The sequence below is a fragment of the Xanthomonas sp. JL1 genome, from assembly GCF_038405005.1.
Map to the genome: position 1 here is coordinate 1 of NZ_JBBYGR010000003.1, position 26,889 is coordinate 26,889.

A 26,889-nucleotide genomic window follows, 5' to 3' on the forward strand; every position below is an offset into this window, starting at 1 on the left:
GGCATCGTCGCCTGGGCGCAGACCCGTCAGACCAACGGCTTCCTTGAAGCCATCAATGGCCTGTTCCAGTCCGCCAAGCGCAGAGCTCGCGGCTTCAAACGCCTGTCCACCATCAAGACCGTCATCTTCCTGATTGCCGGCAAGCTGGACTTCCAAACGTTCAACCCGCATGCCCGGCAACCCACTTGAAATTCAAGAGAGCCGAAATGGTTGAGCATCAGATAGGCGGCGCCGGCGTTGGCCGCGATGTCCAGACGCCTCAGCCGCAATGCCTGGCTGCGAACCCGGCGTGGTCCAAGCATATGCGCGCCTTCCAACGACAGGATGGAATGCCACGGCGAGAGCCAGCTGCTATCCGCCCATATTTGCAGGTTCATTGGCACCCCGCTCCCAGACCGGCGGATTACCGCTGCGCGCGTCTTGATCGACAGACGCGCTGCCATGCGCCGTGATTGGTCCCCACACCTGAATCGGGACACCTCAACACCGCAACCAACCGCGGTTGCGATTCCCGGTTGATCATCGGTCCTCAGCGCGGCGCGCGCATGTAGTAGCTGATACGTCCGTGATTGGACACGACGCGCCAGCGCACTGACGCGGCCCCCATCGGTTACATCCGCGAACGGAAGCGTCGCGCAACTTCGCTGACCACTGCGATGACGGCGGTCAGAGTGACCATCGACAGGAACTGCGCGCGCGTGTCGGCCGAATAGGCCAACAATCCGAAGATCACCGCCAGGATCGCCAGCGCCAGCACCGTCAGAAACGGAAAGCCGCGCATGCGGAACGGCAACGCGAGACCGGCGCGGTCGGCGCGGGCGCGCAAGATCAGTTGCGACACCAGCGAGATCGTCCACACCAGCAGGCAGGTGGCGCCGACGATGTTGAGCAGCATCGGCAACACCTTGTTCGGATACAGCAACTCCAACGCGGCGGCAGCGAAGCCGAACAACACACTGGCGATCACCGCCACCAGCGGCACCTGCTCGCTACTGGTCCTGGCCAGCACCCGCGGCGCTTCGCCGCGCTGTGCCAGCGAGAAGATCATCCGCGATGCGCCATACAGATTGGCATTGAGCGCCGACAGCAGCGCCACCACCGCCACCAGGGTGATTGCCGTGGCGGCACCGGGAATGCGTGCCACTTGCAGCACGGCAGCGAACGGCGAGCTGAGCGCCGTGCTGGTCCACGGCACCACCGCCACGATCACGCTGATCGAACCGATATAGAACACCAGGATGCGCCCGGCCACGGTGCGGATGGTACGCGCCAGGCTGCGGCCCGGGTCGGCGGTTTCCGCTGCGGCCACCGCCACGATCTCGGTGCCGCCGAAAGCGAACACCACCACCAGCAACGCCGAGCCGATACCGGCCAGCCCCTTCGGCGCAAACCCGCCGTTCTGGGTGAAATTGGACAGCCCCGGTGAAGTGACACCAGGCAACCAGCCGGCCAGCAAGGCAATGCCGATCAGCAAAAACACCACGATCGCCAGGACCTTGAGAATGGCGAACCAGAATTCGAACTCGCCGAAGTTGCGCACGCCGAGCAGATTGATCGCAGTGAACGTGGCCATGAACAGCAACGCCAGCAGCGGCACCGGCAACGCCGGCCAGACCGTCGCCAGCAGCCCAGCCGCACCGACTGCTTCGGCCGCGATCACCACCACGATCTGCAGCCACCACAACCAGCCCACTGTTGCCCCGGCGGTCGGACCCATCGCATCGGCCGCGTAGACCGAGAATGCGCCGCTGGTCGGCTTGGCGGCCGCCATCTCGCCCAGCGCGTTCATCACGATGATCACCAGGCCACCGGCGATCAGGTAGGACACCAGCGCGGCCGGCCCGGCCGCATGGATGCCCACGCCCGAACCCAGAAACAGCCCGGCGCCGATCGCCGTGCCCAGCCCCATCATCATCAATTGCCGCGGCTTCAGCGCATGACGCAGTACAGGTGCGGCGGACGCAGCGGTCTCAGCAACGGGGTCGGTCGGAAGCGGCATGGACAGGCTTGAATGACGTGAATCGCGCCACGATACCGCGTCGCGGCGCCTGCCGCGCCTCTTGACGCCAGCCTGGAGAAGGAGTGGCCAAGAGCGGCTAACAAAACGTCGCGAGCTGTCGTCAGATGAGCGCGAACGACGCTGAGGAACCGGAGCGTACGCGTGGTACATGCCGATTCCGACCACCGGCCGCGCCCGCTTGGCGGTGAGCGCAGTCGTTTTGTTAGCCGCTCTCAGCCGCGCAACGATCGCAATCGTGGCTGTGATGTCTCCGCATACTGATCGCAACTGCGGGTATGGGCCGCAACTGCGCAGGCATGGCGACCGCAACTGCTACAACACGGTATGCAAGTACGCGTTGCAACAGCTGCATCGACTGCTGCGGGAGTGCGCTGTCCGGCTGTCACTGGCAAGGCCGCTTGCGACTCTGACGCAACGCATCAGAGCGCTCACGCGCCGACTGCCGCAAACCGATGGTTACTCCCAGAGTGCGGAATACGCGTTTGCTACTGGCACATCACTGGGCACCAACTGCGCGCTTGAAGGTGGTCCGCGTCGACGCTCGAACTTGCATTACCGGAAATGGGCTGAACGCATGCGCCGATAGAAGCCCATGACACTGCAATTCTGCCCACCGCCTGTGTCCAACGCGCGAATTGATGACCTCTGCCCAAAGGGACATCGTCGCGGCAGGCACGGATACGCAAAGCGGCATGTCGGCTCGCCAGCTATAGCCGCACCCGCACCTGGCTCACTCAAACAGCGCGATTGGCCAGCGCCGACGAACGCACCATCTGCCTACCGGGCCGCGGCGTCTGATCGTCCAGGAAGTTGCCGACCAGGCGCATGCAGGCAACGCGTTCTTCCACGTGCGGCATATGGCTAGAGTTGGCGAACACATGCCAGCGCGCATCCGGAATCAACCGCGCATACGGCTCGACGGTTTCCGGCGTGGCTTCGTCGTACTTGCCCGAGAGCACCAGCGTGGGTGCGGTGATGCAATGCAGGCGTTCGATGATGCTCCAGTTGCGCAAACTGCCCACCACGTGGAATTCGGTCGGCCCGTTCATGGCGTGATACACGGTCGGGTCGGCATCGACGGCGGCGAACGTGCGCGCCACCTCGGCAGGCCATGGCAACAAGCGACAGACGTGCTGCGCGTAGAACACCTGGCTGGCGGCGCGGTAGGCCGGGTGGTCCAGCGTACCGGCAGCTTCATGCGCATCCAGCGCAGCCTGGATGTCGTCGGGCAAACGCGCACGTAGACGTAATGCAGCGGCCCGCCACAAGCCCATCGACGCTGGCGAATTGGCGATCACCAGCGCGCGCAGGCCGGCTGGACGGCGCACGGCATGCTCGGCCGCCAGCATTCCGCCCCAGGATTGGCCCAGCAAGGCGTACTGCGACAGCGCGAGATGGGCGATCAGCGTCTGCAGCTCGTCCAGAAAGAGCCCGACCGTCCAGAAAGCTGGATCGGCATTGGGCAGATGGGTCGAGTTGCCGTTGCCGAGCTGGTCGTAATGAATGACCGCACGGCCGCTGGCCGCCAGATCCTTGAAGCTGTCCAGGTAGTCATGGGTGCAGCCGGGGCCGCCATGCAGCACCAGCAACGGGCAGGCGTCCGCGCGCAGGTCGCCGGTAATGCGGTACCAGGTGCGATAGCCGCGGAATTCGACGTGCCCTTCGGTGCACTGCATGACCTGCGCCTGCCTGCGGCAATGATGTGCCCCGAGCCTAGCGAGCGGGCCGACTGGCGTTAACTGGCAAATCTCACAGGTTTGAATGCGCTCGGATGCCGGTTGCGGCGGAGATGGCGCGACTCGACATCGCTTTTGATCGACGTCCTCGCTGCAAATCAACGCATCTATCGCGTCTGGTGAAGCCGCCGTACTCGGCTCGGCTGAAACCGCGGGATGAGCGCTGGCCAACGGAGGCAGCAACGCCAAGCAAGCGCATCACGCGCGTCCTCCGCCATGTCAAACCCGGTACGCAGGCATGCTCAGGGAATAATTATGGCTCCAGCAACCGATAGTGCATACCACGCACCACCGCTTCCACGCGGTTACGTGCCCCCAGTTTGCGGGCAGCCGAATTCAGATGCAGGTTCACCGTGGCGGTGGAGCGGTTGAGCGCCGCGGCGATACGTTTGGAGGTCAGGCCTTTGGCCGAATACTGCAGGCATTCGCGCTCGCGACGGGTCAATGGAATGTGGTGGCAGCGGCGTTCCTGCGGGTCCAGCAATTCCTGCGCACGCGCCTGGAAAGCATGTGCCAGCAGCAAGAAGGGCAATAACTGCGACTCGGCCAGACGCAGCGCTTCCGCAGCCACGGCATCAATCGCAGCGCTAAAGGTGGCGAACGCGCCACCGGGCAGATGCAGCGGCACGGTGACACCGGTACCCATGCCGCTATCGCACAAGTAACGCGTGACTTGCCGGTGCTGTCCACCCACATATTCCACCCCAGCGCAATCGCCGTCGGTGCGGTACGACCATACGAACGGGGTGTTACGTCGCGTTGCACGCTGCTGAACGGGGTCATGTTGGTAGTACCCGTGCTCGCACCAGACATGCTGCATATCGCCTGGCGCATTGCGCTGCATGAACACCGTTGGCGTGATCAGCGCGCCCTCCATGCTCAGCGGCACCGGTGCGTAGTCGTAGACCAACGACTGGAAGCCGAGCGCACAGACATCGCGAAACACCCGATCCAGGCAGCTATTAACCGTTTGCGACGCCTGCAGATCGCGGCCCAGGCTGGCTAGAATTTCGAACATGGTGATTCCTCGGTACCGGTGGTTGCCCACAAGCGACAACCAGCAGGGAAAACCTAGCACTTTTGCCAATGGATGGGTGTGTGGGCCACATTATCGGCACAATGCCGGTCACATGACTGCAGCGCAGAACGGGCGTTCAGGTCCCTTCAGCATCTGCGCTGCGCGTCGGCATCCCTTTCCCCGGACACCTGCATGACCGACACACCACGCCGCGACGATGCGGCCACGCTGGAACGCTTCGGCTACGCACAAGAGCTCAAGCGGCAGCTCACGCTCAAGGATCTGTTGATCTACGGGCTGGTGTCCATGGTGCCGACGGCGCCGTTCTCGATCTTCGGCGGCGTCTTCGACATCAGCGCCGGAATGGTGCCGCTGACCTATCTGGTCGGCTTCGTGGCGATGCTGTTCACCGCGCTGAGCTACCAGCAGATGTCGCAGGCATTTCCGGTGGCTGGCTCGGTGTATGCCTACGTCGGGCGCGGGCTGAACAGCGGCATGGGCTTTCTGGCTGGTTGGGCGATTCTGCTCGACTATCTGCTGGTACCGACGCTGCTGTATGTGGTCGGCGCCAACGCGATGTACAACGTGGTGCCGGCAGTGCCGCAGCCGGCGTGGATCGGGTTCTTCGTCGTGCTCAACACGGTGGTCAACCTACGCGGTATCGAAACCACCGCACGTGCCAATCGCTTTTTTCTGCTTGGCCAGTTGGTGGTATTGGCGGTATTCCTGGTGCTGGCGACGTTGGCGATCCAGCGCGGCGTCAATGGCGCGCACTGGAGTTGGCGCCCCATCTATGACCCGCAAGCGTTTTCCCCACACGTGATCTTCAGCGCATTGTCGGTGGCGGTGGTGTCGTTCCTCGGCTTCGATGCGATCTCCACCTTGTCCGAAGAGGCGCGCGGCGGCAACCGTGTGGTGGGGCGTGCCACCTTGCTCGCGTTGCTGATCGTGGCAGGCGTATTCGTCTTGCAAACCTGGCTGGCGGCATTGCTGCAACCCACCCTGCAGCGCTACCCCAGTGCGCAAGCATCCAACGATGCGTTCTTCGAGATCGGGCGATTGATCGCCGGGCCATGGCTGCAGATCGTCATTGCGCTCACGGTCGCCATCAGCGCGGCAATCGCCAATTCGCTGGTGGCACAAGCGGCCACATCGCGCCTGTTGTTCGCCATGGCGCGCGACCGCCAGTTGCCGGCCTTCCTGCGCTACATCCACCCGCGTACCGCCGTGCCGCAGCGTGCGATCTTGCTGGTGGCGGGGCTAAGCATCGTACTGGGCGAAGTCTTCGTCGGCCAAATTGCCTTGCTGTCGTCGCTGTGCAACGTCGGCGCACTGACTGCCTTCGTGCTGCTGCATATCGCAGTGCTATGGCACTTCCGCGCCCAGGGCCGGCGCGTGCTGCATGGCCTGGCACCGTTGATCGGCATCGTCATCCTTGCCTACGTATTACTCAATGCCGACACGCATGCGCAACTGGGTGGCACCGCGTGGATGGTGGTGGGACTGACGGTACTGGCGTTTCTGAAACTCAGCGGACGTTCTACCGAATTTCGCGCCAGCGACGCAGTGGAATAGCCGTGTCGGCTGCGCTGCCATGTTTGCGGCTAGCCACGCATTGCGTTACTCACAATCGCATTGCAGCGCGCTGCAAGCGCTATCAGATGCTGGAAACGCGATGCCGCAGAGGCGATCTGCAAGCTGCCGATGATACATCCCGCATCCGCTGAGCGTGTCAAGCGGGGATGCACGTTGCGATATTGCAGCGCACGCATTCGTCGCCATCGCCTCCATCGCTGTGCCCGCACGTGATACCGACTTACGAAGCAAGGCGCAGGACGCAACGCATCAATGCGCGAAAATTCAATGCGCGAAAATACGAATATATTGACGCCGACTACGTATTCACGAACGAGATTTTCAGCACACATTCAGCTCTAGACTTACGCTACTCTCGATCGGCGCTGACGTTGGCGCTCGCTTGTTGCAGCCCCTGCTGCAGCCTGCCGATCCCTGACGAGAAGGACCATCCATGAGTCACAAGAACGCGATGTACCTGGCGCTGTTTTCCGCTATTTCCGGCACTGCAATGGCAGCTCCGCCCACCGAGATGGATGCAGCGCCGGTGACCGCCGCGCCGCAGGCCGCCAGACTCGGTGCGGCCACGTTGCAGTCGGCAAGTTTGCGTGGTGGCATCCTGCCCACGCGCGTGGTGCAACTCGCCGCGCCCACCAGCACCGAGATGAGCCATGTGCGTGAGCGCCGCATTGCGCAGGTCAAGCATGGGCAGCCGTTGCAGATCGGTTTCTCGCGTGCAGTGACGCAGCCGCTGGTGAACCTGTCCAAGCTCGATTGGCAGATGGCCGCCGATGGTTCACGCGTCGCCAGCTTGAAAGTCAGCTCCGCACAGGCGGCATCGCTGCGTGCATCGCTGGTCTTGCGTGGCGTCGGCGCAACGCCTGGCGACCCATCCAAGGTGACGCTGCGCTTCGCCGGCAACGACGGTCGCGTGTTCGCGCAATCCGGTGCCAGCTTTACGACCAGCGGCAACGACATCGGTTGGTCGCCAACGGTGAGCGGCGAGGATCTGTTGATTGAACTGTCGCTGCCAGCAGGCCTGTACCCGGAGAATTTCAGCCTCAGCATTCCGCAGCTGTCGCATCTGGACATCAGCCCCACCGCCAGTCGGCGCGACATGATGACAATCGCCACCGGCGAGAGCGGTTCCTGTGAGAACGACATCGTCTGCCGTGCCAACCCCACAAGCGGCTTCACCAATGCTGCAAATGCGGTGGCGCGCATTCTATTCACCACCAGCGAAGGCACGTTCGTGTGCACCGGCACGCTGCTCAACAACAGCAATTCGCCCAAGCGCCATCTGTTCTGGACCGCAGCGCATTGCATCAGCACGCAAACCGTGGCCGAAACGCTGCAGACGTATTGGTTCTACGATGCCGCCAAATGCAATGGCAAAACGGCCAGTTTGCAGGCAACCACGTTGACGGGTGGCGCGTTTCTGCGGCATGCCAACACCAGGCGCGATACCGCATTGCTGGAGCTGAAAACCGCACCACCAAGCGGCGCGTTCTATGCAGCATGGAACAGCGCGGCGATCGGTTCCACCAGCACCTCGATTGTCGGCATCCATCACCCAGCTGGCGACGTCAAGAAGTATTCGCTGGGAACGGTCACTGCGCTGAGCAGCTCCATCGATGGCAAGAAGCCGCTTTATCGCGTGGTCTGGAGCGACGGCACCACCGAAGGCGGCTCATCCGGCTCCGGCCTGTTCACCGTCGCTAGCGATGGCGCCTACCAGCTGCGCGGCAGCCTATACGGCGGCTTTGCGCAATGCACCGCGCAGACGGCTCCGGATTACTACTCGCGCTTCTCGGACGTGTATTCCACCATTTCCACCTACTTCGGCCAGTAAGCGGCCAAGCCGCGTGGCAGGCGATCTTACGCCTGCCACGCTCGATAGCGCTTCGCTCCGCAATCGCAGTGCCGAGCGAGGCGCTTTGGGTTCAGCCATCGGTGCTTGTGTTGATCGCTGGGATGCAACGCGCGCGCATCCGCCGCTTTTGATGCCGACACCTCACGACCACTTTCTCACGACAACGCCGTGATTCGCTGACGTGGGGGCGATCCGTAGCTGTTTTTTGCAGCCTCGCGCAACCAGTTAGCGGGCGCTGTTGCGCGCGCCATGCGTGTGCAGATTCCAGGTGTGGAGCCCGGGCAACACCTGATTGGCCTCGACTGCACTATGGCCTTGAAGACGCAGCAATCGCCACACCCAGGCAGCAAAGATCTTCTTGCCACAGCACAACGGCGCGCCATGCAATACCGCCGGCAAGCTCGACGCCATCACCGCCCAACACCCACATATTCAGGGCGACGGTCGCCGCTGAAGTCGCCCCGCTCTACCCTGCGCAAACCTGGGCGGCGCCAGGTACGATGATGCAGACATGTCCGGTCTCCTTTACCAACAGCCGCTCATGCATCGCCTACACACCGCACTGTTCGTCATCACCCTTACGTCCATGACGCTGCAGACCGCGGCCCTGGCAGCTGGCAAGCCGGCCGATCGCGAGGGCATCACGGCCTACGCGCTGCAGCGCTGCCTGGACAACAACTACACGCGTAGCGGCAAGTACGCGCCCGATCAGTTGCGCGACCGCTCGTATCTGCTGATCAGCCATGCGACGGATATCACCAAGGCCGGCGCTACCGATCGCCTGCATCGCTTTGTCGACGCCAACACGGCGGGTTTGGACAAGAGCGAAGTCCCGATGAAGTACGAAGCGCGCCGCGGCCCGTTCAATCGCATCTTCGCGCACTGCATGGCGTTCTATCGTTCGCCGGCGTCGAATCAATTCATTGCACGCGCGTTCTGAGCTTGGCGGCAGGAGCGGAAAAAAATAGCGCCTGGAGTGCTGTTTCGGATCGCTGCCAGCGACGCTTGCCGTATTGTGTATACAGCACGCAGAAGTGCATCGGCACTTAGAGCAGCTCACACACGCGCATCGACAGGAGCCGCAATGACCGCATTCCAGCCATCCCGCTCCCGCCGCGCGCTGCTGCGCACTGCACTAACTGCAAGTGCGCTGACGGCGTTGGGGCAGCTTGGTGCTGCGCCGTCGTCCACACGACACGCGCCTGCCAAGCCCGACCCCGCGCCGGCAGCATCTTTCCCGGCCAAGGGCAGCGTCCTGGTGCTGCTGGGTACCAAGGGTGGCCCGACGCCTTCGGCCTTGCGGGCGGCGGCGGCCAATGCGCTAGTGATCGACGGGCAGCCGTATCTCATCGATTGCGGCAACGGCGTGGCGCAGCAATTGGCCAAGGCCGGCATCCGCCTGCCGATGCTGCGCGATATCTTCCTGACCCATCACCACTCGGACCACAACGCCGATCTGCTCAACGTGGTGTGGCTGGCCTGGGCCAGTGGCCTGCACACGGCAGTGCATCTCTACGGCCCACCCGGCATCGCCAGGATGGTGGATGCATTTGTAGAGATGAATGCCATCGACATCGAGGCACGCATCCGTGAGGAAGGCCGGCCGCCGTTCAAAGCACGCATTCATGTGCACGAGTTCGACCAGCCTGGCACTGTGCTGACAAACGATCAGGTCACCGTGACCGCCACGCTGGTGGACCATTACACGCTCAGGCCGGCATTTGCGTACCGGTTCGAAGCGCGCGACCGCAGCGTGGTGTTCTCCGGCGATACGCGCTACCTGCCCGCGCTGGCCGAGTTCGCAAAGGACACCGACATCCTGGTGCACGAGGTGATGTATCTACCCGCGCTGCAGAAGATGCTTCAGACCAACGACAACGCGCCCACGTTGCTGGACCATTTGCTCAAAAGCCATTCCACCAGCGAAGAGGTCGGCAAAATTGCGGCTGCGGCGAAGGCGAAGATGCTCGTACTCAATCACTTCGTCCCTGGTGGCGATGCGTCCATCACCGATGCGATGTGGAGCGAAGGCGCGCGCACGCATTACGCCGGGCCGATCGTGGTGGGCAAGGATTTGATGCGACTGTAGCGCAGGCACGCGTCGCACGCGCCCAAAGTGCTCGGCGCTAGGCCGGCACCGGGCTGCGCATCCCCCACACCTGTGCGCCCGCCTTGCAATAGCGCTCGATAAAGGCGTGCTGCGACGGCATCTGCTGCACGGCATGCTGGATCGGCTGGGCGATGCCGTCGAGCAGGCGGCGCAGGTCGTGGTCGGAAAATGCGCGCGTCAGCGGGTGATGCTGCTCGGGTTCGATGCCCTGCCCCATCAGCACGTGGGTCCAGGAATCGACACGGAACAATTCGTCCGCGCCTTGCCAGGCGTGCGCGCGTTCGCGCCAGGCACGCAGGCGCAGCGCGAGCGATTCGGGCAGTTCCATTGCGCGGCATTGCTGCCACAACGGTTCGTTTCGCTGAGTGGCGTGGTAATGCAAGATGACGAAGTCGCGCACGTGCTCCATTTCGGCGCGGCTGACGTCATTGAACAGCTGCACCTGCGACGGCGCGATGCCCTCACCCGGAAACAGCGCCAACAGCCGCACCACCGCAGAGATGGTGAGATGGATGCTGGTGGATTCCAGCGGCTCGATAAAGCCGCTGGCCAGACCAAGCGAGACCACGTTCTTGTTCCAGGCCTTGCGCCGGCGGCCGGTGCGGAACGGCACCATCCAGGGATCTTTCACTGCAGGCGCGGCGACATCGTGCAACAACTTGGCGTGCGCTTGGTCATCGGACAGGTGCTTGCTCGAAAACACCAGGCCGTTGCCGACGCGATGCTGCAACGGAATATGCCAACGCCAGCCGGCTTCGTGTGCGATGGCGCGGGTATACGGCACCGGCGGGCCGACGGCTTCGGTCTGCACCGCCACCGCACGGTCGCACGGCAGCCAATGGCTCCAGTCTTCATAGCCGGTATGCAGCGTCTGCTCGATCAGCAAGCCGCGGAAGCCGCTGCAGTCGATAAACAGATCGCCTTCGATCACGTGCCCGTCTTCCAGCACCACGCTGGCGACATCGCCGCTGTGCGGCTGCACGGTCACCTGCTGGATCTTGCCTTCGATGCGCTTGACGCCACACGCCTCGCTGCGTGCGCGCAGGAACTTCGCGTACAGCGCCGCATCCAGGTGATAGGCGTAATTGACCGCCGGCTCGCCGTACAGCGCAAAACGGTCCACGCGCGAGGCCACGGTTTCCAGGCAGTAATCGCCGAAGCTGCCGGGCATGCCGCGGCGTTGGCTTTCCAGCCACAGATGATGGAAGGCGCACACCAGGGTGCTCTGCCCGGTGATGCCGAACGGATGGATATAGCGCTCACCCTGGGCACGCCAATGCTCGAAAGAGATCGATAGCTTGAAGGTGCCTGCCACCGCACGCAGAAATTCCTGCTCGTCGATCTGCAGAAACCGGTGGAACGTGCGGATGGGCGGCACGGTGGATTCGCCTACGCCCACGGTGCCGATCTGCTCCGACTCGACCAGGGTGATGTCCAGCAAACCGCGGAATTGATGCGAGAGCGCACAGGCGGTGATCCAGCCGGCCGTTCCACCACCGGCGATCACCACCTTGCGAATCTGAGCCTGAGTCACTGCACACTCCTATGGCATGGATTGAGGGCGGCGCTGCACATCAGCGGTTCAATTTGCCGATCAGCATGGCGCGCAGCTGCCGCGACAGCATGGGGTTGATCGGGCCGAGTGCATGGCGTGCCGGTTCGGGCAGATGTTCGCCGGCCTGCTCGGCCGGGCCGAACACGTAGTAATCGAACAACGCGCGCCACGCCTGTTTCTCCGCGGCAGGGCGGTCGCGAAGGGCCCAAAGCGCGTGATACAGCGCCGGCATTCCGCCAGGCAGGTGCGTCGGCGCGCTGCTCCACCAGTAATTGACCAGCACGTTGAACGGATGCAGCGATTCGACGTGATGCCACCACATGCTGGGGATAAATAACGCATCACCCGGTTCCAGCACCACGCTGCGCGCATGCGGCAAGGCATCGATAAAACGCGGAAATCGCTGCAGATCCGGGGTGGCGAAATCGACCATGCTGACCACTTGCCCGCCCGGCGTGGGATCGAGCGGACCGGGGTAGAGATGGGCGACCTGTTCCGGCGGAAACAGCGTAAACCGCCGTTGCCCCACCACGCAGCACGCCAGATTATCCAGCGCATCGTAGTGACACGAAGCGATCACGCGGTTACCGATCCAGATGCTGGGCTGCACGGGGCTGCCGTTGGCAGCGACATCCAAATTGTTGTGCGCGTGCAACCCAGGCAGGTTGCCATCCACCGGCAACGAAGCCAGGTAATAGGTGGGCGGCTGCACATCATCGCGATGTGCCGCGATGGCATCCAGCAACGCGCTCAGGGTGCCGCGCTGCACCTCAACGTTCAACGCGCTGCAATCGTCGCGATAGAACGGGCGGCTGCCGATCTCCGGGCTGCCATAGGAATACTGCAGGGCCCGGCCGGTATCGTGCGCGCGCAACAGCGCCATCGCCTCCTCTGCGCTGCGCAGCCCGGCTTGCACCAGCGACCAGTTGCGCGCAACGCCACGCAGCACCACCGGCTCGGCGGCATCGCAAAGTTCCGCAAGCGGCAATGCGTCGGGCCCGCCATCGCTACGCTCGGCGATGGCGGTGCCTGCGGTGACAAATAGATTGGTGGCGCGTGCGGCCATGCGCCCAGGCCTACGCGGCAACAGCGTCGCTGTGCGACTGCTGCAGGCGGCGCTGTTTCTCGGCCATCAGCCGGCGCACATTGTGCAGCGATGCCAGCATCAGGAAGGCACCTTCCAGATAGCCGGCCTGATGCAACTGATGCAGCGCTTGTGCATCCAGTGCGGCAAGCCGCTCGCGGTCGATGGCGAACACCCCCTGCAACTGCGTGGCGTGGCTGGCATCCAGTGCGACGTCCAGGCGCACCGGCTGGATCAGGCCCAGCGCGTCGAAGGCAGCCGCCATCGCTTGTCCCGCGTCCACGCCCTCGCGGATGCCGCGCAGCACACCAATGATGTGCTGCAGATACGGGCTGTGACCGCCTTGCGGCAGGAACACCGCCTCGCCCTCGCGACGGCTGATGCGCGGATGCTCCAGGTCGACATGGATCACCGGTTCCTGCACCAACGCGCCGTCAATGTGCTGCTCCTGGAAACCGATCAAGAACGGCCCCTTGGCGACGATGCCCGGGAGGTAGCTGGCGTTCCAGCGCCCGTCCTGCAGAAACAGGTTTTCGTCCTGTGCGAAGCCCAGCAGCGCCACGGACTGGTAACCACTCCCAGCCGGGTCCTTGCGGAAGAACAGCGGGTACTCGCGCTGCAGCTCGGCGTATTCGGTGACGAACGCCGGCACCACGCCGACCGCATCGCCGAATTCGGCACCAAAGCGCAGGATCACGCGCAAGTCGTGATGCGCCACGTTGTTGAGCACTGCATATCGCGTCATCGAAAACTCCAGCAGCCGTCCGTCGCGGAGGACTGCAGTCATAAAGGGATTCGGTCGCACGCAGTCCCCGCGTGCATGGCGATGCTGAGCATTGCCAAAAATGTGCGCGCCGGCAAGCCGCAGGGCAGCAATGCGCTGCGTCACTGTGAAGGTAAGCGCGTACGTCATCGGTGCGCACTGCCAGGGCAACCGCACATGCACAGACAAAGAGCCTGCTGCAGCACTGTGCGGCTGCGTACCGCGAGCGAGCACCGGCGCAACAACCGGTTGCGGCCGCCATCATGCGATGGTGGCCGCAGGGCTACAGCGTAAAACGTATCGGCGTGACGACTCAGAACGCGTACCGCACACCCAGCGTGTAACGCGGCTGCTGGTCGATCAAGCGGATGATCTGCTTTTCCGAACGACCATGCCAGCGCACATCTTCACCGGTCAGGTTGATCGCCTCGAAGCCAACCGACAGCTGCTTGTTGAATGCGTAGCTGACGCTGAGGTCGAACTGCTGGTAGGGCTCCACGTAATACGGGTTGCGGTTGGCATTGTCCTGGTTGGCAGCGATCAGGTACTCGTCACGCCAGTTCCAGGCCAGGCGTGCGCTCCAGCCATACTTCTCGTACATCAGCATGACGTTGGCGGTGTCGCTCAGACCGAGCAACGCGAACTGATCGCGGTCGATCACGGTGTTGTCGAACGCCACATCCCCTTGAACGATGGTGTAGTTGGCGTAGATGCCGAAACCGGTGCTGCCGAAGAAGTACTGCCCACCCAGTTCCCAGCCGTGGATGTTGGCCTTGTTCTGGTTGATCGGCCGCGACACGTCGAACTGATACAACGGGTCGGAGGCATTGCCGGCGATATCGTAGGCGTTCTCCAGCGCCAGGCTCTGCGCCGAACTGCCGTTATAGGCATTCAGCCCGCCGGTCGCAGCCGCATTGCGTAGCAAGGCCATTGCCGCGAACAGCGAGGTGTCGTTGGCCGAACAGGCACTGGCGACGTCGTTACCCGCTGCGCGCACCTGGGCGGCGCAGGCACCGCTTTGCAGGAACGCCAGCGCGCTCTGAGCATCCGGTCCCGAGGTGGGATCGGTCAGTCCGTACAGCGATTCACGCGTGACGGTATTGCCGATGAAATTGCTCACGCGCTTATTCCAGAACGTCGCTGAGATGTAGCTGGCGTCAGCGAAATACCACTCCAGGGCCAGATCGAGGTTGTCCGATTCCAACGGATTGAGGGTGGGCGTCTGCGAGCCGCCACCGGCGCGGTTGGACGGGTTGATCAGGATCGAGCCGTTAGGGGTATTGGGCGTGGGGCCGGCGATGAGAGTGTTATACGGCGCGCGCGCAATGGTCTGACCGAACGAGGCACGACCTTTCAGCTGATCGGTGAAATCGATGCTGAAGTCCATGTTCGGAAGGATGTAGTTGTAGCTGGTCCCCTCGCTGAAAGGCTGCTGGTCGGTGGAACGGATCAACTCGAAATCGTTGTTGGACAGCCACAGCAGCGCGGTCGGCGTGGCCACCTGCGAGGTGGATTCCACGTCGGTGCGCTCGTAGCGCAGACCCAGGCGCGTGTTGGTGGTCATCCCGGCGATGGCACCGGCAATTTCCAACTGCACGTAGGCCGCGCGGGTCTTTTCTTCCACCCGGTTATCGGCCGTGTATTGCGGGTTGTAGCGCGTGGTCGCGCCGTACTGGCGTCCTCCCCACAGAGCCAACTGATCGGCATCGCCACGCCATGCACTGGACGCGGCGCCGGTGGGATTGAAATCCTTGAACATGCCCGTGATGCTCACCGGTTGCAGCAGCGCGACCATTCCCGGCTCGTTGCCTGCATTGGCCACGCCCCAATCGCCCAGCGGCGAGTTGGTATCGCTGATACGGCGCTGCATGGTGGTGTTGGTCGAGCTCACGCCAAACTGGAAACGCCCGTCGTCAAAGTCGAACTTGCCGTCCAGGCGCCCTTCCTTGGTTTCGGTCACCTGCTTCTGGTAGAAAATGCGCAGCACCTGCGAGCCGAGCTCGGCAGGCGTGAAAGCGGGATTGACCACGCCATTGGTGTTTGCCAGCGAATCGGCTGCGGTGGGATACCAGGTGCGTGCGCCGATCGGCAAGGAATTGTTGAACCACAGTTCCTGTCCCCATTGGCCGCCGCAGTACGGCCCATTGGTGCAGTTGTTGGTGCCGGCGAAGCTGAAGTAGGTCGCGCTGCCGCCCGTGGTCGGGTCGTTGGGCAGGCTTTGCGTCTTCGAATTGTGCGCATCGAAACTCAGCTGGAAGCGATCGCTCACTTGCCAATCCGCGTTGAAGCCCAATGAGCCGAGCGTGTACTTCTGTTCGTTGCGCTGTTGCTCCATGCCGAAGTCCTTCGCGCCGTTGGGCACATCGCGCAGATAGACCGGCGTGGCAACGGCCTGGCCGGTATCGAAGGTCAGATCGGTGAAGCTGTTGGCGCGCTGCAGCCAGATGCCCTGCTCGCCGCGCTCTTCGCGAATTTCATTGGCCGAATAGGTGTAATCCAGGGTCAGGGTCAGGCTGTCGGTGGGCGCGAACTGCATCACCGCCTGGCCGTTCATGCGTTCGCGTTGGAAATCGGCGAAGGCGTAGCGCAGATCGTTGGGCATGCCATACAACTGGCCGATCGCGGGGGCATTGGTCACCACCGCGTCCGGGCGCAGCGCCGGGTCGGTGCCGGTCCAGCGCTGGATATTCCAGGCGTTTTCGGTGGCCTGCACCGAACCGCCGTGGCGCTTCTGGTAACTGGCGCTCAAGCCGATACCAAAGGTCTTTTCCGGATTGGTATAGCTGAAGATGCCCGATACTTCCGGGGTGAGCGCATCGCCGAAGGGCTCGGAGCGGTCCGACACCATCTTGGCGCCCGCATTGGCCACCACGCCGTCGTGATTGAACGGCTTGTCGGTCTGGATGTTGATCGTCGCGCCGATACCGCCGCTAGGCGCAGTCGCGCGGCTGGTCTTGAACACCTCGATGCCGGTGATGGCTTCGGAAGCGAGCTGGGCGAAGTTGAAGGCGCGCGTGCCGACATCCACACCGCCGATCGGCGTCTGGCCGGGCGCACCGAACGCATCGGCACCAGGAATCAGGCGGCCGTTGAGGGTGACCGTGTTGAACTGCGGGCCGAAGCCGCGCGCGGTGACCTGTGCGCCTTCGCCATCGCGACGTTCGATGGAAATACCGGTGATGCGTTGTAGCGATTCGGCCAGGTTGGTGTCCGGAAACTTGCCGATGTCTTCGGCGCTGATCGCATCCACCACGCCGGCAGCATCGCGCTTGATGCCCATCGATTGGTTGAGGCTGTTGCGGATAGCGGTCACGTTGACGGCATCCAGGGTGGTCGCAGAAGCACTGCTGGACTGCGGGGCCGGTGCAGGCGGCGGAGCGACATCCTGCGCAAACGCGGGATTGACGACCAACAGGCCGCCAACGAAGGTGAACATGGCCTTCGACTTGAAGCTGTTCAACGTACGACGCATCGATGTGTCCTCGGGAGTGGAGTCCAAACGCCAACGGCCGGTATCGCGGCATGCGATATGGCGAAATCATGGCCACTGCCCGACAGGCCGTGGCGACTGATGCTGCGACTGCTGCAACTGCTGGGCCACCAATCCAACGCCGATGCGTTCGCCATGCAGGCGCAGCCGGCGCTCGGATCGGAGATGCATTGCTTGCATATCCCCCGCTTTCGCCACACCGCACGCGCCAACCGACAACCGCTCGCTACGTCGTTTCAGCTGCCCTTCGATCTATCCCCTAGCACGCGGGCCGCCGGTCGCCCCTTCGACCGTTGACCTGCGATGTGCATGCACTTCCACTCACCGCATCAACGACAACGCTGTGCCCTTGCTGCGTTCGTGACGGCTGCCTTGCACGGTGTGCCAGCAAGTGATAGCGCTAACATCTCGCGCAGCGTAATCAGAGCATAAAGGGCTTGTCACCGTGCGTTGCAGCATAGCGATGACTTTGTACTGTTACAGCCGATACGGCAGTTGCTTGAGCCGCATGCGAATGTCAACGCTGGCGGGGCTGTAAGCGTTATCACGGGATGACGCGAAAACCGGCAAACCACACCGTGAAATTTGAACCATGAAAGTGGCGTGGCGTGGCTGGAGGCGGCGTTTGCGCAAACGCAGGATCTAATGCTCGCCGCGGCGCATCGTGATTGCGATTGTCAAACTCAGCGATGCACGGGGCATAGCAGTGATGTGTATGCGCGATGCCGTTCGCACCTCGCCAACGTGTCGTGCAGCAGCAGGCATCTTGCACACACGAAGACGGCGCAATCTTCGCAACCGATGGGGTAGTGTTCGGAGTCGGCGACAACACCACTACGTCGTCTTCGATTGGACCTCGGCAGCGCAACCGAGCACCGCGTGTGAGCGCTGCCTACCCACTGGAGGCAACTGCTGCGTTCGCCTGGTGGTAAACACAGGCCTTTTCATTCCACTGCTCGTCGCCACTGCAGGTGGCCGCTGACGCGACCGCGCCTGCGGCCACGTCAGCGTGCTGCCTTGCGCAATGCTCAGCCGGTCACGTCCACACGCGCATCGCTGCGGTCGGCATCCGGCAGCACATGGTCAGGATCCAGCGTCACGTGCAGCACTTTCTGCGTGGTCGGCAGGTTGACCGTGGGGGTGGTGGTCTGCAGCCAGGTTTCCACCGGCACGCGTCGGTCCAGATGGCTGCCATCGGCCAGGTCCGCACGCAAGGTCACCGGCATCACCAACTTCTGCCGGCTGCGCAGCGTGACCTGCACGCCCTTGGACGGGTCATGGTCGACGTAATGCGCTGCGGTGATGCCCATGTCCAGCTGCCAATTGTTGAGATACCAGCCGCGCCACCACCAGGACAGATCTTCGCCACTTTCGCTTTCCATCAGCCGGAAGAAATCCGACGGCGTGGGATGCTTGTAAGCCCAGGTGGCGATGTATTTGCGAAACGCAGGATCGAAGCGCGCCGGCCCCAGAATCTGTTCGCGCAACAGCACCAGCCCCAGGGCGCCCTTGAAGTAAGTCAGCGGATGGCGATAGGTCTCGCTGGTGGAATCGGCGTTGTCCATCAGCGTGGGCGCATGGGTATCGGCCAGCAGCGGCAGGATTTCATCGACCGGGTTGCCGCCTTTCGGCGCGTATTCCGAATCGCGCTTGGGCGCGTATTCGCCCTTGTTGAACGCATCCGATGCATACACGTCGATGAAGGTGTTGAAGCCTTCATCCATGAACGCATGCCGGCGCTCGTTGGAGCCGACGATCATCGGGAACCAGGTGTGGCCGATTTCGTGCGCAGTGATCCAGAACAAACCCTTGCCGCCGTCTTCGAAACCGTCGAAGACGATGCCCGGGTATTCCATGCCGGCACCATAACCGCCCAGGTTGACCGCTGCCGGCCACGGGTACGGGTACCACTGCGAAAAATGTTCGATCGCGCCTTTGACGTATTCGGTGGAGCGGTTCCACTTGTCTGCGCCCACGCCTTCCACCGGGTAGACCGACATCGCCAGCGACTGCTTGCCGCCCGGCAAGTTGATGCGTGCCGCGTCCCAGACGAATGCCGGCGATGCGGCGAATGCGACATCGCGGGTGTGGTCCATGTGGAAGCGCCAGGTCCGCATCCCCTTGCCTGCCGGCTTGGCCGCACGTGCAGTCACTTCGTCAGGCGTGCGGATCAGCACCGTGCGGTCGCTGCTGCGCGCCTGATCCAGGCGTTGCTGCTCGGTACGGCTGAGCACGTCCTGCGGGTTGGTCAATGCGCCCGAGCCGGCGACCAGAAAGCCCTCCGGCACGGTCACCGCATAGTCGAAGTTGCCATACTCAAGATAAAACTCCGAGCCCAGATACGGTTGCGTGTCCCAGCCACGCAGATCGTCGTACACCGCCATGCGCGGATACCACTGCGCAATCTCGTAGATCTCGCCTTGCTTGCTGGCACTGACCGCAGTGCGCCCGCCCCAGGTGCCGGGAATCGTGTAGCGGTAACGGATATGCACGGTGAGTGCCTTGCCCTGCCCGGGCAACGGCTGCGGCAGATCCACCCGCATACGCGTGTCGTCGACAACGACATGCGCTGGCTGGCGGCGACCGCCTTGATCGATCTCGACACTGGCGATCTGCATGCCATCGGTGAACTGTTTGCGCCTAAGTGGGCGGCTGGAAGCAGCGCGGGCATCGGCGCGGTAGATGTTCTGGTCCAGTTGCAGCCACAGCACGTCCAGCGCGTCGGGGCTGTGGTTGGTGTAGGTGATGGCCGCCTCGCCGCTGAGCGTGTGCGTTGCAGTGTCGATGCTGGCGCGGAGATCGTAATCGGCGCGGTTCTGCCAGAACGCCGGGCCGGGCACGCCGCTACCGCTGCGGTAGGCATTCGGGGCGTCGGGCAATTGCAGAGGCGCGAACAGGGCCAGCGGGTCGAACACGCTCGCTGCAGCGGGCGTTGCGGATGCCGCGCTCGCTGGCGTGGCGGCGGCAAGCATCGGCGCGGTGACGCAGGCCAGCGACAATGCAACGGTGAGCGATCGGCGCACGGTGGGGGTCATGCGAAATCCTGCGGCGTGAGGGGATTCCCATCCTACAGCGCGCCTTGCCGCGCGCGGGAATGCCATTGATCCCGTTGCGTCCGCGTGATGCGTCGGATGTGGCCGCCGATGCGCGCGCCGGTGCAGCGCTAGCCGCGCTCCACATGCACGCATCGCGTGCCGATCAAGTCCACAACGCCTACATGGCGATCGGTGCGACGGAGCGCTCGTTAGCCAGGCTTAGTCCACGATCAGGCTACCCAGTCGCAATGCTCCCTCACCTCGCTGACCCATGGCATCGTCCGGATTGCTCAGGCGGCAGCGGCGCAGCGACAGACAACCGCAGCCGATGCAGTCGGTGAGCTGGTCGCGCAGGGCCTGCAGTTCGTTGATGCACGCATCCAGTTGACCCCGCCAGCGCGCCGACATCCGCGCCCACTCCGCACGCGTGGGCGTACCGTGCTCCGGCAAGACAGAGAAGGCATCGAGCACTTGTTGCAGCGGCACACCGAGCCGCTGCGCCACGCGAATCAACGCAATCCGCCGCAGCACATCGCGCGCATAGCGGCGCTGGTTGCCAGCGGTGCGCAGGCTACTGATCAAGCCCTTGCGCTCATAAAAGTGCAGCGCCGACACCGCCACGCAACTGCGCTTGGCCACCTCGCCCACGGACAACGCGCGCTGCATTGCCTTGACCTCAACTCAGGTTAAGGCAGGATGCTGCACGGCCATCCCTGGTGCAAGCACCTGTGTCATGGCTGTCCACACGTCGGATCCTGGATGTTCGATGCCCACCGAGAGACCGATCACTGTTGCAACGCCGCCCACCGAAATGCAGCCCACCGCCATCCTGGCCGCGCCTGACCGCGCGGCAACGCTGGGCATGGTGGCGCGCGTGTCGCTCAACGCCTTCGAATCGCTGGCAGCGGCTGCCGCGATGCCGACGGTGGCGCGCCAATGGAGCGGACTGCCGCTGTATGCACTGGCATTCGGCGGCACCCTGGCCACCAGCGTGGTCGACATGGACCGCAGCCGGGCGCTGGAGCGACCGTGCCGGCCCTGGCGGTGCAGTGGCTGCCGGCCTGCTGTGCGTTGTGGTCGGCCTGCTGGTCGCCGGCCTGGCACCGAGCATGCCGATGTTCATCGTCGGGCGCTGACTGCAGGGACTGGGGGCCGGCGCGTATTCGGTGGCGTTTTACGTCATCGTCGGACGGCTGTATCCGAAGGTCTTGCGCCCGTGCGTCTTTGCCACGTTTTCAGCCGGCTGGGTGGTGCCCTCGTTGATCGGACCCGGCATCAGCGGGTGGATCGTGCAACACGCGGGGTGGCGCTGGGTGTTTCTGTCGGTGCCGCTGCTGGCGATTCCGGCGGGATGACTGCTGTGGCCGGCGCTGCGCGGGCGGATATGGACAAGCGAGGTCTCCGACGCGCCAACTGCATCATTGGGCTGGGCCGTTGGCGCGGCGCTGGGCGTGCTTGGCGTGTAGCTTGGCGTGTAGCTTGGCGTGTAGCTTGGCGTGTAGCTTGGCGTGTAGCTGGGCGTGTAGCTGGGCGGGCAGCTGCACGGCATGCTGGTGCCGGCCACGATGCTGCCGGCGCTGTTGCTCGCGGTGTATTGCGCCTGGCATCTGCTGCCGACCGGCGCGTTGCGGCTTGCGCGCGGGTTGCCCAGCGTGATCGCGCTGCGTGGCATTGCCGCCTCCGCATTCTTCGGCTTTGAGGCGTTTTTTTGCCGCTGCTACTGTCGCGCGAACGCGGGCTCTCGCCGCTGCTGGCCGGCGTGGCGCTGAGTGTGGGCGCATTGGGCTGGTTCAGTGGTTCGTGATACCAGGGCCACAGCCGTGCCGGTTGGTCGGGCCCTCGCCTGCTCAAGACAGGGGTGCTACCGATGACGCTGGGTATCGCGATCAGTGCAGGCGCGGTGTGGCCAGCGATTCCGGTGCCGTTGGCCATCGCTGGCTGGGCACTGACCGGCCTGGGCATGGGCCTGCTGTATTCCAGTCTGTCGGTGGTACTGCTGTCGCTGTCGCCATCAGCGCAGCACGGCGCCCACAGTTCTGCGCTGCAATTGAGCGAAGCCATTGCGGTAGCAGCCATGCTGGCACTGGCCGGCGCCTTGTTCGCTGCGCTGCTGACATCGGCAACGCGCGCCGCCTACCTGAGCTTGTTCGCGTTGGCGTGGTTGCTGGCGGTGGCGAGTTTTTTTGTGGCACGACAAATTTAATGGCTGCGGCTGCGACGAGCGCAGGCATCGAAGCGACCCAGTGCGGAGGTTGCTGACGTAGCTTGGTCGGTCGGTTGCAGTACGGGACTGCCATGCGTGGGTTAGGTGGTCGGAACGACTCACGTGGCCTTCAGGCCCACCAGATAGCAGTGGCATCGCTGGATGCGGACCTGAATATCGCAGCGATGCAAGCGCCGACCACGTTGCCGATCCTGCCGGGATCGCATTGACCCCGCACGAAGAAAGTCTCTCGCAACCGGCCGGTCATTTTTTCGCCACCCATCTTGACAGCGTTGCAGGCCGGGGCCTGCGCGCACTTGTCCACAGCCTTGTGCAACTTCCATCCACAGGGGGTGTGGAAAAGATGGGATGCCTTGCATGCACACAAGGCCTTGCGCCCAGCTGGCGCTTGTGTCAAGCGCGATGGACAGCGCCAGCGCAGCGGCGATGCACCCTCAGCTAGGCGTCAATCGGTGATGACGTGCGGCACGAAGCGCGAGGTGTCGCGGGTGATCGGGCCATCGTCGTCGCGCATGCCCAATCCAGCGGGGCGATCGGCAACCACCCAGCTGCCCACCAGCGCATGGCGTGCGTCGAACACCGGCAGCGGGTGATGCGCCTGCAGAATCGCAGGGCCATCCACATACGGGCCGTCGGTGTGTGCGGTCTGGCCTTGGGCTGTGACCAGCGCGATGTTGGCGCCCTCGCGCGACAGCAATGGCTTGCGGACCCAGCCTGCAGTGGGCAACTCGCCGGCTTGCGCAAAGCGGGCGGGCAGCAGATTCGGGTGACCCTGATGGCGGTCCCATAGCAGCGGCAGAATGCCTTTGTTGCTCAACACCGATTTCCATGCCGGCTCGATCAGGCGCATCCGGTCGGCAATCAATGCCGGCCCGAAGCGCTCTTCCATCATGAATTCCAGCGGATACAGCTTGAACAGCGTATGGATCACCCGATCCTGCTCATCTGTGAACCAGCCTTCCGCGCTCAGGCCGATGTCTTCGATCGCCACTTCCTCGGTACTGATGCCGACCTGATGCGCACAGTCGCGCAGGTACCGCACGGTGGCGCGATCTTCCAGCGAGTCGCGTACCGCCGCAAAATGCATCTGCGCACCGATCGCGCCGTCCACCGCCAGCGCACCTAGGGTTTCGCACAGCAGATCCTGGATCAGGTTGTACTGATCGGTGCCCTTGGGCAGCGCGCCGCTGGCGATCTGCTGTTCCAGCCACAACCATTGGAAATACGCCGACTCGTACAGCGCGGTCGGGGTGTCGTAATTGAGTTCGTACAACTTGGCCGGGCCGTCGCCCGAATACGCCAGGTCCATGCGGCCATACAGATGCGGGTCGCGCTCTTTCCACGAGTTGGCGATCCAGTCCCAGTAGAACGGCGGGATCGCCAGCTGCGTCATCAGCGCTTCGGAGCGCACCACCTCGTCCACCAGTTGCATCGCCATGTCGTGCAGGTCTTGCGTGGGCGCTTCGATGTCGTCTTCGATCTGCCGCAGCGAAAACGCGTAGTACGCGCTTTCGTCCCAGTACGGTTCGCCATCGATGGTGTGGAAGTGGAAACCCAGCGATTCGGCCTGCGTGCGCCAATCCGGGCGTTCGGCGATGTGGATGCGTTGCATGTCAGCCGCCGAAGCCCGCGCTGCGCCCGCCGCTGCCGAATGAACTGCGTGCTGCCGCGCTGGACCCGAAGCCCGATCGCGACACCGTGATGGCGCGCGTGGGCATGTCGATGGCGCCGCTGCGCCCACGCACGGTGCCAATGCGGTCGCTGGCCAGATCGCCATTGGGCTTGTAGTAACCACCGCTGCGATAGTCGCGATACAGCGGAATCGCGCCGCCATAGTGATAACCGCCGCCGCTCATGTGGCCCAACGCGTAGCCCAGCAAGAACCCGCCCATCGGCGGAATCCAGCTCTGCTGGCCTTGCGGAGTGGTGATCGCCGTGCAACTACCGAACTGCGCATCGCACTCGTAGCGCGTAGTGAAGCGCGGCGCGGCCTGCTGATGCTTGGCCACCGCCTCGTCGTAGGCCTTGAGGCATTGCTGGATGTCGGTCTGTTCCTTCTTGATCTGGTAACAGTCCGAGGCCGACTGCAGCACCACACCGGTCTCCGGCTCCGAGCCGCAGCCGGTGACGAAAGCGGCCGGCAGCGCGGCCATCAAGGTGAGTTTGAGATTGCGTGATCGCTTCATGCCTGCGCTCCGTTACGGCGTGATCGCGGCGGCGTTGATCAGCCCGACTGCGATCGACACGCCGGCCGAAAAGAGACCGGCGGCGGTCATGTTGTCGGTGATCTGCCGCGAGATGCGCCCGGCCACCAGATTGGCCAGCAGGTACGCCACCACCTGGATCCCGCAGGCCACCAGGCCCCAGATCAGTGCGTCCACCAGGCTCACAGAATGGGTAATGGCCGAATGCAGCGGCAGCGCAACGCCGATCAGGTTGCCGGCCAATGCGGTGGCCGCAGCCACATTGCCCTGCCGCAGCAAAACGAAATCCTTGTGCGGGGTGACCAGGGTCACCAATACCACCGAGACGATCAACACACCCAGGCCGGTACCGAAATAGGAAAGAAACGCGAGAAAACTGTGCAGATTGATCGGATGCATGACAGGACAAAGGTGAGTGGAAGGCGAGCGCGTGCGCTCAGGTGATATCCAGATCGGCGACGGTGACATCGATCCCGACCGCGTAGGTCACGCAGAATTCGTTGGGGCCGGAATCCTCACCGGTCACCAGCAAAAATTCTTCGCGCTGCAGCTCTGGCACGTCGCGGCTGTAAAGCATGGCGTAATGGGTCAGATCGCCATCGCGACGCGGCGGCTGATAGCGGTACAACACTTCGTCGTATGCGATGGGTGGAATTCGCGCCGCGTCATCGGTGGATTGCGTGGCGCGCTGCCACTGCTTGCCTGCATACTCGATCTGCGCCGCACCCAGATGCGGATGCTGCATCACGAACTCCTGGAATGCCTGTTTGCTGGGCGGATTCACCGTCTCGCAATAGACGAAGGCCTTCATTGCTTCCAGGTCGCCGCCCACGGTGGTGACCTGCAAAAACGCATCGTCGTCCAGGTAGAAGCGATGTAGCGCATACCCATCGCCCAGATTGACGTGGCCGTAGCACGGAATGCCCTGATGCCCGCCCGGCAACTCGGCGGTCATGGCCTCGGGCACCATGCGGTACAGGGTGGTATCGATTTCCACCTGGCCACCGACACGCAAGCCCAGCGGCAGCGTGTGATCGATCGCGCCACGACTGGAAGTAGGCAGCGGCGGCGGTTGCGGTTGGCCGAACAATTTGCTGAAAAAATGCATCGTCATACACCTTGTAGCGATGGGGACATGGGGGACGCCTCGCTGCGCACGGCCTGCCACGCGATGGCGTGCGCCGGCACGCGCTGCTCGGCCAGGTAAGACAGCATGGCACCGGCGGCGACAGCGATGCGTGCTGGCGGGTTCAAGCGCAATGCGCCATCGGGCGCGCGCAGGCCCAGCAACAATGTGCCGCGTTGGTTGAAATCGGCCGCAAGCCGGCTGTCATCCAGTGGTTGCGCATTCGCAGGCGCGGCACGACTGAACTGGGTGGGGCCATCGTCTACCGATAGCAGCTCGGCGGTGATCGCCGCGCTGCCCGGATCCTGCGCCGCGCGGGCCAGGATCTCGGCGGTCATCGGGCGCGCGCACTCAATGGCCGGGTAATGGCAGTTGACCAAGCGCGCCGCGCTGGCCGAATCGAAGTGCGCCACGATGTGTGCGGCCGGTGCATGCGCCATCAACGCGAACACCGCCGCCAGGGTCTGGTCGTCGGAGGGCAGATTGACGATGACACGCGCGGCGCCGGTAATGCCGGCGCGCAGGTACACCTCGGTGTGCGTGTACGACTCGGCAGCGATGAAGCGCATGTGGTCGGGCAGCGGGTTTCCCGCCACGCCCTCGGCGATCAGCACTACGCCTTCGTCATCGGTGGCGGTATCGGAGAGCAGCAACTCCAGCAAGCGCGTGGAGGCCGCGCCCTGCCAGCCGATCAGAATGGTGTGCCCGCGCAGATCGGCATAGGCCATCTTGCCCATGTGGTGGCGCCTCCAGACAGTGATGCGCACGCCGCTGGTCTTGGCCAGCACCGTGGTGAACAACGCCATCGCACCCGACATCAACACGAACGCAGCGAGAGAGCGCCCGGCCACCGAGCCCAGCGACAGATCGCCGTCGCCGATGGTGGTGGCGGTGGTCATGTAGTAGTACGCAAACGCGTCCAGGCCAACGCGCTTCTGCTCGCCGGCCCACAGCAGCAACACCCAGCTCAAGCCCATGTGCGCAAGCAGTGCCAGCGTCACCATGCCCCAGCTGACGCGGCGCACATGGCGCCGCAGGACACGGAACAGCCGTTCAACGATGATCATGGCGCATCC

19 protein-coding genes, 1 other RNA gene and 2 pseudogenes are annotated in these 26,889 nt (G+C 63.6%); 6 read left to right on the forward strand and 16 right to left on the reverse strand.

The genetic code is table 11. From position 1 onward, the window contains the following. The coding region (locus WJW29_RS00345; protein WP_143685130.1) for a transposase at positions 1 to 189 on the forward strand (189 nt) is incomplete at its 5' end. Positions 190 to 203: 14 nt separating this feature from the next. Here WJW29_RS00345 and WJW29_RS00350 read toward each other — a convergent pair. The 5 genes and pseudogenes from WJW29_RS00350 to WJW29_RS00370 form a co-directional block, all read right to left on the reverse strand. After that, positions 204 to 329: pseudogene (locus WJW29_RS00350) on the reverse strand (peptidase); the annotation flags it as partial. Positions 330 to 610: 281 nt separating this feature from the next. After that, positions 611 to 1,999: an amino acid permease gene (locus tag WJW29_RS00355; protein ID WP_011258091.1), complete on the reverse strand. Its 1,389-nt coding sequence runs from the start codon at positions 1,997 to 1,999 to the stop codon at positions 611 to 613. Between the two features lie 95 nt (positions 2,000 to 2,094). Then, positions 2,095 to 2,170: non-coding RNA, sX9 sRNA (locus WJW29_RS00360), on the reverse strand. Positions 2,171 to 2,754: 584 nt separating this feature from the next. Then, complete coding sequence (locus WJW29_RS00365) at positions 2,755 to 3,696, reverse strand: proline iminopeptidase-family hydrolase (protein ID WP_011258090.1); 942 nt, start codon at positions 3,694 to 3,696, stop codon at positions 2,755 to 2,757. Positions 3,697 to 4,009: 313 nt separating this feature from the next. Beyond that, positions 4,010 to 4,774, reverse strand: coding sequence for a LuxR family transcriptional regulator (locus WJW29_RS00370; RefSeq protein ID WP_011407882.1), 765 nt, complete (start codon positions 4,772 to 4,774; stop codon positions 4,010 to 4,012). A 192-nt stretch (positions 4,775 to 4,966) separates the two neighbouring features. On the opposite strand from WJW29_RS00370, the gene WJW29_RS00375 reads away from it, so the two are divergent. The 4 genes from WJW29_RS00375 to WJW29_RS00390 all read left to right on the forward strand — a co-directional run bounded on the left by WJW29_RS00375 (position 4,967) and on the right by WJW29_RS00390 (position 10,311). Then, on the forward strand, positions 4,967 to 6,349 hold the full coding sequence (locus tag WJW29_RS00375; protein ID WP_011407881.1) for an APC family permease: 1,383 nt from the start codon (positions 4,967 to 4,969) through the stop codon (positions 6,347 to 6,349). Positions 6,350 to 6,803: 454 nt separating this feature from the next. Continuing rightward, positions 6,804 to 8,201 carry a trypsin-like peptidase domain-containing protein gene (locus WJW29_RS00380; protein WP_011258087.1) on the forward strand — a complete coding sequence of 466 codons (1,398 nt, stop codon included), beginning with the start codon at positions 6,804 to 6,806 and terminating at the stop codon, positions 8,199 to 8,201. A gap of 562 nt (positions 8,202 to 8,763) precedes the next feature. Then, positions 8,764 to 9,162, forward strand: coding sequence for a hypothetical protein (locus tag WJW29_RS00385; protein WP_012445797.1), 399 nt, complete (start codon positions 8,764 to 8,766; stop codon positions 9,160 to 9,162). A 144-nt stretch (positions 9,163 to 9,306) separates the two neighbouring features. Further along, positions 9,307 to 10,311 (forward strand): MBL fold metallo-hydrolase, encoded by a 1,005-nt coding sequence (locus WJW29_RS00390; protein ID WP_011258085.1) that lies wholly within the window; start codon positions 9,307 to 9,309, stop codon positions 10,309 to 10,311. A gap of 37 nt (positions 10,312 to 10,348) precedes the next feature. Here WJW29_RS00390 and WJW29_RS00395 read toward each other — a convergent pair whose 3' ends face one another. The 6 genes from WJW29_RS00395 to soxR all read right to left on the reverse strand — a co-directional run bounded on the left by WJW29_RS00395 (position 10,349) and on the right by soxR (position 20,925). Next, on the reverse strand, positions 10,349 to 11,866 hold the full coding sequence (locus WJW29_RS00395; protein WP_011258084.1) for a tryptophan halogenase family protein: 1,518 nt from the start codon (positions 11,864 to 11,866) through the stop codon (positions 10,349 to 10,351). A 40-nt stretch (positions 11,867 to 11,906) separates the two neighbouring features. Continuing rightward, positions 11,907 to 12,953 (reverse strand): cupin-like domain-containing protein, encoded by a 1,047-nt coding sequence (locus WJW29_RS00400; RefSeq protein ID WP_012445799.1) that lies wholly within the window; start codon positions 12,951 to 12,953, stop codon positions 11,907 to 11,909. Between the two features lie 10 nt (positions 12,954 to 12,963). Beyond that, positions 12,964 to 13,716 carry a SapC family protein gene (locus WJW29_RS00405; protein WP_027703604.1) on the reverse strand — a complete coding sequence of 251 codons (753 nt, stop codon included), beginning with the start codon at positions 13,714 to 13,716 and terminating at the stop codon, positions 12,964 to 12,966. 331 nt (positions 13,717 to 14,047) lie between these two features. After that, positions 14,048 to 17,206 carry a TonB-dependent receptor gene (locus WJW29_RS00410; RefSeq protein ID WP_027703605.1) on the reverse strand — a complete coding sequence of 1,053 codons (3,159 nt, stop codon included), beginning with the start codon at positions 17,204 to 17,206 and terminating at the stop codon, positions 14,048 to 14,050. A gap of 1,046 nt (positions 17,207 to 18,252) precedes the next feature. Next, positions 18,253 to 20,259: a M1 family metallopeptidase gene (locus tag WJW29_RS00415; protein ID WP_069959759.1), complete on the reverse strand. Its 2,007-nt coding sequence runs from the start codon at positions 20,257 to 20,259 to the stop codon at positions 18,253 to 18,255. Between the two features lie 219 nt (positions 20,260 to 20,478). Continuing rightward, positions 20,479 to 20,925 (reverse strand): redox-sensitive transcriptional activator SoxR, encoded by a 447-nt coding sequence (gene soxR, locus WJW29_RS00420; protein WP_011258079.1) that lies wholly within the window; start codon positions 20,923 to 20,925, stop codon positions 20,479 to 20,481. A gap of 100 nt (positions 20,926 to 21,025) precedes the next feature. On the opposite strand from soxR, the pseudogene WJW29_RS00425 reads away from it, so the two are divergent. Continuing rightward, positions 21,026 to 22,462, forward strand: a pseudogene (locus WJW29_RS00425) (MFS transporter). A gap of 466 nt (positions 22,463 to 22,928) precedes the next feature. On the opposite strand, the gene WJW29_RS00430 reads toward WJW29_RS00425, so the two are convergent. From WJW29_RS00430 to WJW29_RS00450, 5 genes are read right to left on the reverse strand one after another with little or no spacing between them, the layout of a single operon-like run. Further along, positions 22,929 to 24,095 carry a glutathionylspermidine synthase family protein gene (locus WJW29_RS00430; RefSeq protein ID WP_011258077.1) on the reverse strand — a complete coding sequence of 389 codons (1,167 nt, stop codon included), beginning with the start codon at positions 24,093 to 24,095 and terminating at the stop codon, positions 22,929 to 22,931. Between the two features lies 1 nt (position 24,096). Next, positions 24,097 to 24,669, reverse strand: a complete 573-nt coding sequence (locus tag WJW29_RS00435) for a DUF1190 domain-containing protein (RefSeq protein ID WP_011258076.1) — start codon at positions 24,667 to 24,669, stop codon at positions 24,097 to 24,099. A 12-nt stretch (positions 24,670 to 24,681) separates the two neighbouring features. Beyond that, a complete protein-coding gene (locus WJW29_RS00440) occupies positions 24,682 to 25,086 on the reverse strand; it encodes a DUF350 domain-containing protein (protein ID WP_011407869.1) in 405 nt (134 codons plus the stop codon). Between the two features lie 37 nt (positions 25,087 to 25,123). After that, positions 25,124 to 25,801: a YjfK family protein gene (locus WJW29_RS00445; protein ID WP_027703609.1), complete on the reverse strand. Its 678-nt coding sequence runs from the start codon at positions 25,799 to 25,801 to the stop codon at positions 25,124 to 25,126. After that, a complete protein-coding gene (locus tag WJW29_RS00450) occupies positions 25,798 to 26,880 on the reverse strand; it encodes an ion channel (RefSeq protein ID WP_011258073.1) in 1,083 nt (360 codons plus the stop codon). The genes WJW29_RS00445 and WJW29_RS00450 overlap by 4 nt, the downstream gene beginning before the upstream one ends. Positions 26,881 to 26,889: the final 9 nt, after the last annotated feature.

What these genes read in the sequence shown, in the direction of transcription:
- WJW29_RS00445 (WP_027703609.1), bottom strand. Translation starts at nt 25,801, where the DNA reads ATGACGATGCATTTTTTCAGCAAATTGTTCGGCCAACCGCAACCGCCG.
- WJW29_RS00385 (WP_012445797.1), top strand. Translation starts at nt 8,764, where the DNA reads ATGCATCGCCTACACACCGCACTGTTCGTCATCACCCTTACGTCCATG.
- WJW29_RS00430 (WP_011258077.1), bottom strand. Translation starts at nt 24,095, where the DNA reads ATGCAACGCATCCACATCGCCGAACGCCCGGATTGGCGCACGCAGGCC.
- WJW29_RS00410 (WP_027703605.1), bottom strand. Translation starts at nt 17,206, where the DNA reads ATGCGTCGTACGTTGAACAGCTTCAAGTCGAAGGCCATGTTCACCTTC.
- WJW29_RS00380 (WP_011258087.1), top strand. Translation starts at nt 6,804, where the DNA reads ATGAGTCACAAGAACGCGATGTACCTGGCGCTGTTTTCCGCTATTTCC.
- WJW29_RS00400 (WP_012445799.1), bottom strand. Translation starts at nt 12,953, where the DNA reads ATGGCCGCACGCGCCACCAATCTATTTGTCACCGCAGGCACCGCCATC.
- WJW29_RS00365 (WP_011258090.1), bottom strand. Translation starts at nt 3,696, where the DNA reads ATGCAGTGCACCGAAGGGCACGTCGAATTCCGCGGCTATCGCACCTGG.
- WJW29_RS00370 (WP_011407882.1), bottom strand. Translation starts at nt 4,774, where the DNA reads ATGTTCGAAATTCTAGCCAGCCTGGGCCGCGATCTGCAGGCGTCGCAA.
- WJW29_RS00440 (WP_011407869.1), bottom strand. Translation starts at nt 25,086, where the DNA reads ATGCATCCGATCAATCTGCACAGTTTTCTCGCGTTTCTTTCCTATTTC.
- WJW29_RS00375 (WP_011407881.1), top strand. Translation starts at nt 4,967, where the DNA reads ATGACCGACACACCACGCCGCGACGATGCGGCCACGCTGGAACGCTTC.
- WJW29_RS00450 (WP_011258073.1), bottom strand. Translation starts at nt 26,880, where the DNA reads ATGATCATCGTTGAACGGCTGTTCCGTGTCCTGCGGCGCCATGTGCGC.
- WJW29_RS00390 (WP_011258085.1), top strand. Translation starts at nt 9,307, where the DNA reads ATGACCGCATTCCAGCCATCCCGCTCCCGCCGCGCGCTGCTGCGCACT.
- WJW29_RS00355 (WP_011258091.1), bottom strand. Translation starts at nt 1,999, where the DNA reads ATGCCGCTTCCGACCGACCCCGTTGCTGAGACCGCTGCGTCCGCCGCA.
- WJW29_RS00435 (WP_011258076.1), bottom strand. Translation starts at nt 24,669, where the DNA reads ATGAAGCGATCACGCAATCTCAAACTCACCTTGATGGCCGCGCTGCCG.
- soxR (WP_011258079.1), bottom strand. Translation starts at nt 20,925, where the DNA reads ATGCAGCGCGCGTTGTCCGTGGGCGAGGTGGCCAAGCGCAGTTGCGTG.
- WJW29_RS00405 (WP_027703604.1), bottom strand. Translation starts at nt 13,716, where the DNA reads ATGACGCGATATGCAGTGCTCAACAACGTGGCGCATCACGACTTGCGC.
- WJW29_RS00415 (WP_069959759.1), bottom strand. Translation starts at nt 20,259, where the DNA reads ATGACCCCCACCGTGCGCCGATCGCTCACCGTTGCATTGTCGCTGGCC.